This is a genomic window from Actinomyces urogenitalis (assembly GCF_002861525.1).
Lineage (GTDB): Bacteria > Actinomycetota > Actinomycetes > Actinomycetales > Actinomycetaceae > Actinomyces > Actinomyces urogenitalis.
Genome location: NZ_PKHA01000004.1, coordinates 135,719 through 149,153, shown reverse-complemented (window position 1 = coordinate 149,153; position 13,435 = coordinate 135,719). Strand labels below are relative to the sequence as shown.

Below are 13,435 nucleotides of genomic sequence, written 5' to 3'. Positions count from 1 at the left end.
GAGCGGGCAACCGCGGAAGGCTGATCCGGCAGGCTCAGTCCTCCTCGGCCTGCTCCTGCTGCTTGCGCCAACGGATGCCGGCGTCAATGAAGCCGTCGATGTCGCCGTCGAAGACCGAGTCGGGGTTACCGACCTCGTAGCTGGTGCGCAGGTCCTTGACCATCTGGTAGGGGTTGAGGACGTAGGAGCGCATCTGGTCACCCCATGAGGCCTTGACGTCCCCGGCCAGCTCCTTCTTCTTGGCGTCCTCCTCCTGCTGCTTGAGCAGCAGCAGGCGCGACTGCAGCACGCGCATCGCGGCGGCGCGGTTCTGGATCTGGGACTTCTCGTCCTGCATGGAGACCACGAGGCCGGTGGGAAGGTGCGTGATGCGCACGGCCGAGTCGGTGGTGTTGACGGACTGGCCGCCAGGGCCGGAGGAGCGGAAGACGTCAATACGGATGTCAGTCTCAGGGACCTCGATGTGGTCCGTGGACTCGATGAGCGGGATGACCTCGACGGCGGCGAAGGAGGTCTGACGACGCCCCTGGTTGTCGAAGGGGCTGATGCGCACCAGGCGGTGGGTACCGCCCTCCACGCTCAGCGTGCCGTAGGCGTAGGGCGCGTGAACCTCGAAGGTCACCGACTTCAAGCCCGCCTCCTCGGCGTAGGAGGTGTCCAGCACCTTGGTGGCGTAGCCGTGGCGCTCAGCCCAGCGCAGGTACATGCGCAGCAGCATCTCGGCAAAGTCCGCCGCGTCCACGCCGCCCGCGCCCGAGCGGATGGTGACGACGGCGTCGCGCTGGTCGTACTCGCCGCTCAGCAGCGTGCGGATCTCCAGCTCGGACAGGTCCTTGGAGATCGAGGCCAGGTCCGACTCTGCCTCCGCCAGCAGCTCGGCGGCGTCGTCCCCCTCTTCCTCACCGGCCATCTCCACCATGGCCTCCAGGTCATCAATACGTGAGCCGAGGTCCTCCACACGCTTGAGGTCTGCCTGGGCGTGAGAGAGGTTCGAGGTCACCACCTGAGCGGCGTCAGGATCGTCCCACAGGTCCGGTGCAGCCGCCTGCTCGCTGAGCTCAGCGATGCGCGCACGCAGCGCCTGCGGGTCAGTCACCGCCTCGATGGAGGCGTGAGTGTGTCGGAGTCGCTCGATTTCTGCAGGAAAGTCAGTGGCCACGGAGGCGAGTCTACGGCAGGGCGCACCCGCCTCGCCCTCCAGGACCTCGGCCGCCGCCTACCCCAGCTCCATCGCCTGCGCCTGAGCCAGCAGGAGGTCAAGCACCGCGCGGGTCGCAGAGCTCGGGTCCGTGCGGGTGGCTCGGTGGCGCACGACGAGCTGACGCGTACCCAGCCCAGGCAGACGCACCACACTCACTCCCTCAGGAACCTGCCCGGAGACGACTGCGAGCTCAGGCAGGAGGGCGTAGCCCAGTCCGAAGCTCACCATCGCCAGGACGACGTCGTAGTCGTAGCCGACGTGGTGCGTGGTCAGGGGCGTGCCCAGCTGGCGTGACAGGCGTACCAAGGCCTCGGCACCGGCCGTGTTGGGATCCAGGTCGATCCAGGTCGCCCGCACCAGGTCCGCGAGCGTCGAGGGAGCCGGCTGCTCGGGCGGAACCACGATGAGCCAGGACTCATCCAGCAGCGGCACGTCCGCCATGGCACGCGGCGCCGTCGTCAACGAGTGCACGTCACGCTCCAGCAGGACCAGGTCCAGCTCACCGCGCCGCAGCCGCGCCAGACCAGCGCGCTCCTCAGTCTCCTCGATCGTCAGGTGCAGGCCCGGGTGGCTGACGGCCGCATGATCAAGCATGGGCAGCAGCAGCGCGCGGATCGCCGTGGCAAAGGACCCGATGCGCACACGCCCGGTCGGGGTGGAGTCATCCAGCTCCGCAAGCTCCCGGCGCGCTGAGGTCAGCTCATCCTCGATGCGCTCAGCCGTGTCGGCGAGGATGCGGCCCGCCTCCGTCAGAACCGAGCCGGAGGGTGTGCGATCGAGCACATGCGTTCCGACCTCCTTCTCCAGCAGCTTGATTTGCTGACTGACGGCGGAAGGAGACAAACGTTGTGATTCTGCGGCAGCCACGATGCCTCCGGCACGGTGGACGGCCAGCAGGAGGGCCAGGCGGTGTGCAGACAGATCCATGAGCGCCCTACTTCAGCTTTTCTTCATGCCGGATGCAGATACCTTAGATTGAACTGTAGTCCAGGACAGGACAAGATCATTGCATGACTGACGTGATTCCCACCCTCATCGCCATCGGCGGATGGATCGGCGCCGCCGAGTTCCTCCTCGCCTACTTCCTGGTCTCCAAGGGCCGCATCGCCGGAGACTCCCTGAAGTATCAGGCCCTCAACCTCTCCGCCTCCGTGCTGCTGCTCATCAACTGCGCACACACCGGGGCCTGGCCCAGCGCCATCGCCAACGTCTTCTACGTCTTCGTCGGCGTCAACATCCTGGCGACCGTCAAGCGCGCCTACATCGCTCAGCTGGCCCGCCACCACAGCCAGGACCTGCGCGCACGCCTGCACCGCCGCGACCACGCCGACCTCAGCCTCCGCCGGGCCTGAGGCAGCTCCGCCCCTCCTCTCCCTCCCCTCACGCAGTCACCTCATCGCGCCAATCACCCAGCCCACCAGGACCCTGGTTCCAGGAGGGCGCGCACCAGCACCGCGAACGCCACCACCATGACGGGAACCTGGATCAGGAGAACCAGCGCCGCCTGGAACGCCAGCCTGCACCCAACACGTCGCGCCAACTGCTGACGACGCCGCTCACGCAGGTCTGCGGCCTGGGCACGCAAGAGCCCGGACAGGACCTCTCCCCCTTCAGGCGCGCTGACAAAGGCCCGCTGAAGCCGTAGCACCTGGGCCGACGCTCCCGGCTCAGCGCCGAGCCTCGACACCAGCTCCGGTATCAGCGGAGCCCCATCGGGAGGCAGGATCCCGGCCAGCTCGTGCGCGAACGCAGCATTGAAGGTGGAGACCATCAGACGTTCCGCACCCTGCACCGGCTGCCACCCCGTATCAACAGCCAGGGCAAGGACATCCAGCGCCTCAGGCAGGCTCGCCTCGATCTGCCGCCTTCGCACCCATCCCGGCAGGCCGGTACGCAGCCCCAGGACCCGCGCCATGGGGCCGGTGGCAGCCCACGCCCACCCGGACACCACGAGCCACGGCCGCCACTGGCGAGACCGGACCGGCGGACGCGAGAGATACGGCAAGGTCCGGCGCAACAGGACGTTGCGGCGTCGCTCGCGCCAGTACCCCCAGGCGCCCACTCCCGCCAGAAGCAGGACGGCGAGCACCAGCCAGATCACGGCCTCCTCGCTCCCTGCGGCAACCCACCCGCCACACAGGCCAGGATCCCCGCCGCGCCTGACAGGCAGGCCCCAGCCAGCAGCTGCCGCGTACTGGAGGCGTGGGGCGTGAGGTGCACCACCGAACAGTGCAGGGCACCGATGACCAACCACGGCACGAACGCCAGGAGACAGGACCCACGGGCACCCCAGGCCAGTGAGCTGACCATCAACCGGCGCGAGGCGCGCTCCACCCGCAGCGTCGCCGAGAGCTCATGCAACGCCGTCGCCAGCCCAGCCGTGCCCGTCTCCTGAGCCAGTCGCACCAGCGCCATGAGGTGCTCCCCCACCCAGTCATCCAGCTCGCCATCGAGACGATCCAGTGCTTCGTCGAGGATCCCGGACAGGGTGTAGCTGAGCGCGAAGGCCCTAAATGCAGGGCGCAGGGCTGGCGGTCCCGCCTCGGCGAGCCCGGACAGGGCCTCCGGCAGGCCCACTCCCTGACTCAAGGCCGCACCCAGCAGGTCAACAGCCTCAGGCCAGCTCTCCACCTGACGTCTGCGGCGCACCTCCACACCGTGGCGCAGCGCCAGGACGACCACCACCATCGAGGCCACGCAAACCGCCGCCGTCGCAGCCCATGGCAGCGCCGCAGCCTGCACCCCCACGCCCATGACGAGCCCAAGCACCAGCGCCCAGCCAGCACGCGTGGACGGCGAGGCCGCCACCTGCCCAAGCCAGTGCGAAACCCGCCGGAACAGACACCCGAGCCTCGGCGCCCTGGCGCACTGGCAGGCACGGCAAGGGCGCCGACACATCGCGTGCATGAGGCACCTCTGTGCGCAGATGAGGGATAGGGGAAGGTGTGCCCCGCTCATCCTTGAGGAGGGCACATCCACACTATGACATGGCTCACTCCTCTTCGTGGGGCTTTGCGCGGACAATCTCCGTCGAGATTCGCGCCCGGTCTCTCTGGCGCCCCGCCACGGCCCTCACGGGCTCTGCCACGGTGGCGGTCAGCGCGTCACCGCCACCCCCTGGGAGTCCTCGCCTACGGTGGGAGCATGTCGACCACGCCAACTGACCCGACCCGGCCCGCAACCGAGGCCACGCCGGATGCCGGACAGGATGCCCCGGTCCCACAGGACGCCCCAGCCCCCGCGACCGAGGCTGAGCGCGTGGATGAGCCTGCCGCAGGCACGTCACACAGCCACACCTCGACCACGCCGGAGCGGGAGCCCTCGGCCCTCACGCTGGCAGCCATGGCCGCCGTCGCCGTTCCTGGGCTCGATCCGGCCCGCCTCGCCCTGCCGCAAGAGGCCTCGGCCTCCCTGCGCACCGTCGGCGTCATCGACTCCCGCGGCCGTCACTGGGAGGTGCTCCAGGCGCGCTCGGACGCGGCCGGAGCCTCGCTCGACGCCGAGGCCGAGGTTCTGCGCCGCATCGCCCGCAGCCATGACGACGGCCTGGTCTCCTTCGACGTCTCCCGCCCCGCAGGCTCACTGCGACGCGAGGGTCTCCACGTCCAGGTGCGCTCGCACATCGAGGGAAAGCCCATCAGCATCGCCTCCCTTCGGCCCGGCCCCGGCCTGTCAGCAGGGCTAGGCCGAGCACTGGGAGAGCTCCACGAGCTGTCCACCACGGTTGTCTCCGAGGCCGGTCTGCCCGTCTACGACGCCGACGAGGTCCGCACGAACTGGCTTACCCTGCTCGACGACGTCGCCGCCACCGGCAAGGTGCCCGCCTCCCTGCTGTCTCGATGGGAGCAGGTCCTGGACGACACCGCGCTGTGGCGCTTCCGCCCCACGGTCGTCCACGGGGACCTGGCCGAGGAGAATGTGCTGACGGCCGGTGGCGGTGTCGTGGCGCTGCAGGGCCTGTCACAGATCCACGTTGGCGACCCGGCCGAGGACCTGGCCTGGATCTACTCGACCGCTCCGGTGGACTGTCTGGACTCGATCGAGGCGGCCTACGACCTGGCCCGGACCGAGGGCGTGGACAAGCACCTGCGTGACCGAGCCGAGCTGGTCAGCGAGATGAGCCTGGCCAAGTGGCTGCTGCACGGGGTGCGTTCCCAGGACCAGGAGATCATCGACGACGCAGTCTCGATGCTGGCCGACCTGCTCGACCAGGTCGGCGACGAGCCGCTGGTCGAGCCCCACGAGCCGCGTCTGGCCCCCGTTCCGGGAACTCGGACGAGCGCCGGCCCTGACGAGGCCACGAGCGAGATCACGATGGTCGAACGCCAGGCCGATCACTCAGGCACCGACGCCGAGGTCACCGGCGACGCCGCTGTCTCGGCGCGCACCGACCTGGCGGCGGACCAGACCCCCACCACGGACCTGGCCGCCGTGGTCCCGCTCAGCGCCCAGGAGCGTGCGCAAGACTGAGCGTGCGGGTGAGCGTCTCCATGCTCAGCAGCTCCTGGCCGCTCAGTTCATCGACCTTGCCACCGGGGTAGTCGACGTAGGCGTAGGCGGCCCTGACCGCCTCGGCCGGGATGCCGAGTGAGGCAGCCCAGACGTGGACGTAGACACTGAGTTGGTCCACCGGCACGTGGTGACGGCCCGTCTTCCAGTCGACGATGAGCCAGGCGGCCGGCTCATCCTCGCCGCTGCCCTCCCGCCGGAAGACCGCGTCGATCCGGCAGCGCAAGGTGACCCCGCTGATCGTCATCTCACGCTCAACCTCCGTGTCATGTAGGAGGTAGCCCTGGAGCAGGTCAAGGTCCTGCGCCGTGGCGAGCCAGCGTTCCAGGGTCTGCCGGTCCTGAGCCGAGACAGTGTCCGGTACGCCAGCCTCCTCCAGGCTGAACAGGGCCGAATGCGGTGACAAGCGCTGCGTGACGGAGTCGTGGAAGACCGTGCCCAGCCGCGCCGAGGCACTGGGCCGGGAAGGTAGGGGCCTGCGCAGGTGGAGGGCCAGCTCCTCTGGATCGGTGCGCAAGGCATCGAGCTGCGTGGCAGCCAAGTGGGCAGGAAGGTGAAGCTGACGCGGAGCACTGGCCTCCTGCTCGCGCTCGGCCAGCAGAACACGCGCCTCCTCGCACCAGCGCGCCACGAGGGTGCTCGGCTCGCCATCGACCTCCGCCTCAGGCGCTGCCTGCTGATCACCCTCGCTGTGCTCAGACTCATGGCGAAGCCGGACAGAGGCATCCTGGCAGGCCTGAGCGACCTCCTCCGCAGCCTGCTGACGCGCCAGGGCCACACCGTCACGGTCCTCCGCCTCGTCAGCAGCTCCCGGCTGCACCGGCCACAGCACCCGCGCACGACGCGTCACCAGGCCGTTGCCGTGCTCAGGATCGAAGTCGACCCATCCAGGGCCATAGGGCTGGACCAGGTCACGGCGTCGCAGCTCAGCCAGGAACCGGCTCATTGGCCGCGGCGTCGTCGAGCTCTTGGACAGATGGGAGCCCGTGAGCAGAACGTCATGGCGAGCGCGTGTCAGGGCCACGTAGGCCAGGCGACGTTCCTCCGAGACGCCGTAGCGCCCCAGCGCCAGGCAGTACTGATCCAACAGGTCCTTGACCTCGTCCTTGTCCACCTCAGGCGGCTCAAGGACACCCAAAGTGAAAGGTGGCAAGGTGGCAGCGTCCATCCGCAGCGGGTGCGGGAACTCATCGGCCGAGCCCATCCAGGACTTCGAGCGCACGGAGAGGTCCTCACGCGGCTGCGTGGAGTAGAGCGGGAAACCCTTCTCATTCATGCCGATCACCGCCACGTGGTCCCACTCCAGCCCCTTGGAGGCGTGAATCGTCATGAGCTGGACCGCGCCCGGCTCGGGCTCGACCTCCGGGGCAGACAGGGCACGCTCGTGAGCCTCTGCCGCGTCCAGCCACTCTAGGAAGCTCGGGAGGCTCGCAGAGTCCAGGTCCCGGGTGAATTGCTCGGCGACCTCGCGCAGCCCGTCCAGTCCCCGCCGTCCGATCCGGTCATCGACCCTGGCCGCGACCTCGATATCAAGGTCCAGGCACTGTTCGGCCAGCGTCACGAGGTCCGCCAGCGGCAACCGCATCGCCCGGCGTACCCGACGCAGCTGGCGCGCCAGGCGGTCAGCCAGGCGCGTGGCTGCCGGGCTCAGTCCAGGCACGCGGACGCCCGCCAGCCCGTCTGGATGACGGTCCGCGCTGCGGGCCACGGCCTCGATCGCCTCAGCCAGCATCGGAGAGTCCGGCTCGGCGTCCGGAATCTGCGCGACGCTGCTTGCCCCTTGTGAGCTCTTGTCAGCGGGCGGCTGGAATGGTGAGGTGCCGCGCATCTGACGGCGAGCGTGAGCGTAGAGGGCGGCCAGGTCCGCTGCGCCGATGCCGCCTGCGGTCAGCAGACGGACCAGCCAGTCGCCGCGCTCAGGGTTGGCGGCCACCGTGAGCAGGGCGCGCACGTCCGCGACCTCCGGAATCGTGAGCATGCCTCCGATCCCCACGATCTCGTAAGGCAGCGAGCGTGCTCGCAGCGCCTCAGCCACGGGCAGGAGCGAGTCCCGGGTACGGCTGAGCACGGCCAGCTGCGCCTGTGGGTTCCACCTGTCCGCCAGGAAGCTCGCGACCACCTCTGCCTCCTGGAGCGGATCGGCCAGGTAGGCACCAAGTACGGCTCCTTCAGCCAGGCCCGCCTGGCGGGGCCTGGCGTGCAGCTGCTCCACAGGCACCCGCGGTGCCGGCGCGTCCCCGGGTGCCGGGGTGTGGTGCCGCAACGGGGCAGACAGGGCGTTCGCTGCCTCAAGGACCCGACTGTCATTGCGCCATGCCGTGGACAAGGGCAGGACCGGGATGGTGGTCAGCGGGTCCGCGCCCCTGTGGACCGCCTGGCAACCAGCGGGATTGAAGGCACGGTGGAACTCATCCAGCGCCGCGGCGCTGGCACCACGCCATCCGTAGATCGCTTGGTTGGGGTCGCCGACGGCGGTCACGCCGCTATCGGCGAAGAGACGGGCCAGGAGCCTGACCTGCGCCGTCGAGGTGTCCTGGAACTCGTCGAGCAGAACGCCACGGTACTGCTCGCGCAGCGCCGCAACGACCTCCTGTGATCCCGGTGCGCTGACAACCCGGTAGGCCAGGGCAATCTGGTCCCCGAAAGTCAGCATGCCCTGGGAGCGCTTGACGTCCCGGTACTCCTGGACCAGGTCCAGCAGCGCCAGACGCGTCTTCATCGCGGTGTCAAAGCCCTTGACCGCAGTCTTGAGCCCCCGCACCGTGGCCAGGGACTCGAAGAATGAGTCCAGCTCACCCAACTGCTCGCGGGCCTGATCCACCTCCAGCAGGTTCTCGCACAGGGCACCGTCCAAGGCGAGCACCAGCTCGGTGACTCGGGCGGGAGACTCCAGGGGCAGGGGCTGCCGGCGTCGCTCGACGATGGCGGAGACCACCTGCCAGGCCCGTGCCTCGGTGATGAGCGTCGCGTCCGGGTCCACCCCGATGCGCAGGCCGTGGTCTCGCACGATGGTGCCGGCGAAGGAGTTGTAGGTGGCGATCGTCGGGTCCAGCCCCTCCTCGTCTCGCTCAATCAGACCCGAGCCAGCCAGGGCGTCCAGGCGCACGCTGATGCGCTGGGCCAGCTCGGCCGCCGCCTTGCGGGTGAAGGTCAGTCCCAGGACCTCGCCAGGCTCGACCGCGCCACTGGCCACAAGGTAGACCACGCGCTGGCTCATGGTTGCCGTCTTGCCACTGCCGGCACCTGCCACCACCAGCACAGGGCTCAAGGGATGACAGATGACGGCAGCCTGCTCAGGCGTGGGCTCATGGATGCCCAGCGCCCGTGCCAGGTAGGCGGGGGTCAGCTCCGCCTGGGGAGCAGAGGAGGCAGCGGGGGTGGTGGACATCATGCGACACTCCTTCGACCTTCGGGAACAGCCGGGCACGAGCTCTTGACCGAGCAGAACCGGCAGTGGTCGCCAACGCGCGCCTCCAGGCGGGCGCCCGAGGCGTCTACAGCCGCACCGGCAACGAGCTGGCTGGCCCAGTCCTCCCCCGTCTGTGCATCAGGACTGGCAGCCAAGGCCGCACCGGGGGGATAGATCCGGGTCTGTCCGTTGCGGTCCGCACTCTCCCCCAAGGCCACCAGCCCAGCGCCGCTGACCTCATAGCCCAGTGCCTCCAGGGCCATGCGGTAGGTCGCCAGCTGCGCGTTGCGCGCCACGTCACCAGCCGGACGCCGCCCGGTCTTGAGATCCATCACTCTCACACGCCTGCCCTGGCCCGCAGGAAGCTGGTCCAGCTCCTGGGTTCCTGACTGCATCTCGTCCAGGGCCTCGACCATCTCGATCCGGTCGATCCGGCCGGCCAGCCGCACCCCGATCACGCCGTCACGCCCCGGTTCGTCGTCAGTATCCTCAGACGGAGGCAGGGGCAGGTCCAGCTCGACGTCGATCCGTTTCTCCACCAGGACCTGCCCGGGCACGGAGGCGAGGTAGGAGTCCAGGCGGTCGATGATGTCGTGGGCGCGCTGCCGGGCCAGCTGCTCGATCCAGGTCCCAGGATCGGACAGCTCAGGCATCTGGGCCTCCAGGAGCTCGTGCAGGCTCTCGCCGCGCAGCCCCTCACGCTGTGCCCGCTCAGCGATGGCGTGGACCACGTTGCCCAGACGCTGCTGGCCGGAGGTCCCGGTGTCCCCACCATGGCGCTGAAGGAACCACCGCAAGGGGCAGGTTGACAGGTTGTCGACGTCGGAGGGGCTGACCCGGACACGCTCGCCGTCCGCCACCAAGGCCGTGGCGGAGGTCGCCACGCCGTGGGGCCAGGAGCTCGGGTCTGCCTGGCCGATCCCCGCCTGGGCCACCGAGGCCAGGAGCGCCGCCGCCTGGCGGCCCTGCTGGCGCTCCTGCTCCGTGGCGGTAGGAAGGTGCCCCCTCACCGTCGCGCGCCGCAGCTCGGCCACCAGGCCGCGCAGGGTCAGCTCACCGACGTCGGGGCTGGTGAGCACCTGGCCGTCCTCATCGCTGACCTGCACACCTGCGCTGCGAGCCACCTCCAGGAAGAAGCCTGACGGAGCGTGCTCCTCGTCCTGGCAGGCCGTGACCACCAGGCGACGCGTGGCCCGGGTCAGCGCGGCCAGGAGCATCCGACGCTCATCAGCGCGTACCTGGGCACGTGCCGAGACGCGGTCCATCTGCGCGCTGCGCCGTCCACCAGGCTCACGGGGCAGCCGGTCCGTCACCGCCTCCACCAGGAGACCAGCGCGGGTCAGGGAGTCACGCAGTCGTAGGTCCGGCCACTGGTCCCGGTTGACACCGGTGACGGCCACGACCTCCCACTGGCGTCCTGCGGCGGCTGCCGGGGTCAGCACGCTGACGCCTGCAGGCCTGACACCCGTGGGGGCCACGGAGTCTGACGGCAGGACCTCGCCGGCCAACTCGCTGAGGAACACCGCAGCGTCCTGGCCTGGATGACGCTCGGCCCAGACCTCAGCACGCTTGAACAGCGCCGTCACCACGTCCAGATCGTGCTCAGCGGCCTCAGCGAGCACACCATCCTCACCGCTACCGGTGTCCCCACCGAGCGAGACCTGACGCCACTGCTCGGCGCATCCGGAGGCCTGCCACGCCGCCCACAGCAGCTCCTCTGCATCCACACGCCCCTGGCCGGTCCCCTCATCCCCCTGGGGCCGCGCGTCATGGCAGGCCTGGACCACCGCGCGGACCTCGGTCACGATGCGTGCGGCCCGCTCCAGGCTCCTGGCCTGAGACACCAACGGGTCCTGGCGCAGCTGCTCGAGCAGCGCCCGCGCCAGCTGCAGGCTGCAGGCGGTCCTCACCAGCACCTCATCAGCCTCCTGCTGCGGGAAGGCCGTGCGCAGCCGACGACGCAGCCGCCGCAGGTCGAGCACGCTTAACCCGATCAGGGGGCTCGTCAGCAGCCTGAGCACCGCCTCGCGCTGGGCCGGCGCATCGTCCTGCCCCAGCTCACCAGCCAAAGCGGACCTGGCCACGTCCGTCACCGCTGCCGCGGCTGGCTCAGCGCGCAGCAGCACCGCTGGGCTGGAGGCGGACAGGGGTACGCCGCGCCGTCGCAACTCACGCGCCACCGCCTGGGCGGCGCCGGCCGACCGCACGATCACCGCCATCTGGTCCCAGGCGGTGCCGTGGAGAACGTGCTCGCTACGCATCACCCGCGCCACATGCGCGGTCTCCTGACAGGCGCTGGAGGCCACGATCGCCGTCACGGCCGCAGTGCGCTCCCCAGCCACTACTGTGCAGGTCTCCGAGGGCTGGCAGCCCCCGGAGACCTCCTGCTCCGCGAGCCGCGGGTGGCGGTGCACCGGGCTACCGGTCACCGGCACCCGATCGGCCTGGTCCTCCCACACCCGCACGAGCTCGGCACCGCCGCGGTAGCGGGTACGCAGTGTCATCCTGGTGGCGGCCAGGCCGGAACGGTCCTCAGCCTCCACCAGCAGGCTGGGTGTGCCCCCGCGGAAGGTCTCGACCGCAACGTCCGGATCTCCCAGGACCACCACCTGGCTACGGTGCCCGGAGGAGTCTGGACGCGCCAGGCGTGCCAGGAGCCTGGAGGTGGCTGCCGTGCAGTCCTGGTAGTCGTCCACGATGACGAGGTCCGGAACGGGCGGAGGAACCTGGACGCCGTCAGCATTCCAGCGCTCCAGGGCCTCGCGGGCACGGTCCTGGATCCGGGCCGAGTCCATCTTGCGGGTCTGACTGCGCCGTGAGGAGCTCGGGCGCCCCTGAGCGTCCCAGGCACGCAGCAGCGGCACCGCCTGCCTCCAGATCTCGACGTCGAGCTCCTCAGCCAGCTCTGCGAGCTCGGCCGCTCCCACTCCCAGCTCCCCAGCGCGAGCCAGCAGGTTGCGCAGCTCGGACCTGAAGGCGCGCGAGGTCACGGCCTCAGGCGGCAGCGGCTGCCAGTGGGCAGGGTGGAGCATCTGCGCCAGGGCCGCGTCCTCCTCCGCCCCGACCAGCAGGACCGGGGCCGGAAGCGGGTCCGGCCGGGATGACAGCGAGGTGGACAGCACCATGAAGGCGTAGGAACCCGGCGTACGCACCCTCACCGCACCGCTGCCCTGCCCGGCCAGGAGCTGAGCCGCACGCTCACGCAGCTGCTCGGCCCTGCCACGGGTCGGGGCCAGGATGAGCGCATCGCGTCCCTGCTCCACGGCCTCGACCAGGAGCCGCAGGGCCAGGCTCGACTTGCCGGTGCCAGCAGCCCCGAGCACCACCAGGTTGCTGCCCCCGCGCACCTGCTCCAGGACCTGGGCGGTCTGCTCGTCAGGCTCAGGAAGCGGGACCACAGGCAGCGGTGGCAGCAGCCGGATGGGCTGGGTCATGACGTCGTCGGACATGAGGCAATCCCATCACGACCCACCGACACGAACTCGTGCTCGACGCGCTGAGCCGTGCCGGACCCGCCGTCACCTCACCTGAGGGACCAGCGGCGTCCGCGTGGCGCGAAAAGCGGGCGCCAGCGCTCCCACCGCACCGCCCGAGCCTCACGGCTCGCCTAGGATCCCAGGCATCACGCTGCAGGTGGGCAACCGCCCACGCCACGGCGCCACGCCGCCGTCACCCCGTCGTCGACCATGAGGAGCACCCATGCAGGTCACCATCGGAATCAAGCACTCCGGCCGCGAACTGGCCCTGGAGACCTCCGCCAGCCAGGACGAGGTCCTGGCGACGCTGGCGGGCGCCGCCACCCAGGACATCACCCTGGCTGATGACAAGGGCCGCAAGGTGTTCGTCCCGGCCGGTTCCCTCGCCTACGTCGAGCTGGGCGAGGCCACCCCTCGCCGCGTCGGCTTCGGCATCTGAAGGCCTCAGCCACAGCGCACCGCAACGCGGCAGATCTGGCCGCTGAACCAGGGCGGGTCGCTCACCTCCAGGGTGGGTGACCCGCCCTGTCTCATGAAACGGGCACGTCACATATATGACACACACCACCCTTTAGCCTTCCGGCACCCTGTGCACCCGACCCGAAGGCGTCCCTGCGAGATCTTCATATCGTGGCGGGCTCGCAGCGGTGCTGGCTCTGGCGCTCCTGGCGCCAGCCTCAGCCACCGCGAGCGCTGCTCCCGCTGTGCCTGCACCATCGACCGCTTCCGCCTCCGCCTCCTCCGACCAGCGCGTCAACGTCGTCGTCCTGCTCAAGGACCAGCCGGCCACACCCTCAACCGGCCAGGAGAAGAGCAACGTCGCCGACCAGGACGCGCTGA

At 69.8% G+C, this 13,435-nt stretch carries 9 protein-coding genes; 3 read left to right on the top strand and 6 right to left on the bottom strand.

The window, feature by feature from the left end:
* Positions 1 to 34: 34 nt before the first annotated feature.
* Both prfB and CYJ26_RS05625 read right to left on the bottom strand, forming a co-directional pair.
* The gene (gene prfB, locus CYJ26_RS05630; RefSeq protein ID WP_006548604.1) at positions 35 to 1,159 is read right to left on the bottom strand and encodes a peptide chain release factor 2; all 1,125 of its coding nucleotides are present in this window, start codon (positions 1,157 to 1,159) and stop codon (positions 35 to 37) included.
* Positions 1,160 to 1,216: 57 nt separating this feature from the next.
* Complete coding sequence (locus CYJ26_RS05625) at positions 1,217 to 2,128, bottom strand: LysR family transcriptional regulator (protein WP_006548603.1); 912 nt, start codon at positions 2,126 to 2,128, stop codon at positions 1,217 to 1,219.
* Positions 2,129 to 2,211: 83 nt separating this feature from the next.
* Here CYJ26_RS05625 and CYJ26_RS05620 point away from each other — a divergent pair, with 83 nt between their 5' ends.
* Complete coding sequence (locus CYJ26_RS05620) at positions 2,212 to 2,553, top strand: CBU_0592 family membrane protein (protein WP_006548602.1); 342 nt, start codon at positions 2,212 to 2,214, stop codon at positions 2,551 to 2,553.
* 53 nt (positions 2,554 to 2,606) lie between these two features.
* On the opposite strand, the gene CYJ26_RS05615 is transcribed toward CYJ26_RS05620, so the two are convergent.
* Positions 2,607 to 3,302: a hypothetical protein gene (locus CYJ26_RS05615; protein WP_006548601.1), complete on the bottom strand. Its 696-nt coding sequence runs from the start codon at positions 3,300 to 3,302 to the stop codon at positions 2,607 to 2,609.
* Positions 3,299 to 4,009, bottom strand: coding sequence for a type II secretion system F family protein (locus CYJ26_RS05610; protein ID WP_048684726.1), 711 nt, complete (start codon positions 4,007 to 4,009; stop codon positions 3,299 to 3,301). Before CYJ26_RS05610 ends, CYJ26_RS05615 begins: the two co-directional genes overlap by 4 nt.
* A 336-nt stretch (positions 4,010 to 4,345) precedes the next feature.
* Here CYJ26_RS05610 and CYJ26_RS05605 point away from each other — a divergent pair, with 336 nt between their 5' ends.
* Positions 4,346 to 5,671, top strand: a complete 1,326-nt coding sequence (locus CYJ26_RS05605; protein ID WP_006548599.1) for a phosphotransferase — start codon at positions 4,346 to 4,348, stop codon at positions 5,669 to 5,671.
* Here CYJ26_RS05605 and CYJ26_RS05600 read toward each other — a convergent pair.
* Both CYJ26_RS05600 and CYJ26_RS05595 read right to left on the bottom strand, forming a co-directional pair.
* The gene (locus tag CYJ26_RS05600; RefSeq protein ID WP_101638117.1) at positions 5,643 to 9,098 is read right to left on the bottom strand and encodes an ATP-dependent DNA helicase; all 3,456 of its coding nucleotides are present in this window, start codon (positions 9,096 to 9,098) and stop codon (positions 5,643 to 5,645) included. The genes CYJ26_RS05605 and CYJ26_RS05600 overlap by 29 nt on opposite strands.
* Positions 9,098 to 12,568: a PD-(D/E)XK nuclease family protein gene (locus tag CYJ26_RS05595; protein WP_006548597.1), complete on the bottom strand. Its 3,471-nt coding sequence runs from the start codon at positions 12,566 to 12,568 to the stop codon at positions 9,098 to 9,100. Before CYJ26_RS05595 ends, CYJ26_RS05600 begins: the two co-directional genes overlap by 1 nt.
* Before the next feature lie 250 nt (positions 12,569 to 12,818).
* Here CYJ26_RS05595 and CYJ26_RS05590 point away from each other — a divergent pair, with 250 nt between their 5' ends.
* The gene (locus tag CYJ26_RS05590; RefSeq protein WP_006548596.1) at positions 12,819 to 13,034 is read left to right on the top strand and encodes a DUF3107 domain-containing protein; all 216 of its coding nucleotides are present in this window, start codon (positions 12,819 to 12,821) and stop codon (positions 13,032 to 13,034) included.
* The last annotated feature ends 401 nt before the right edge of the window (positions 13,035 to 13,435 follow it).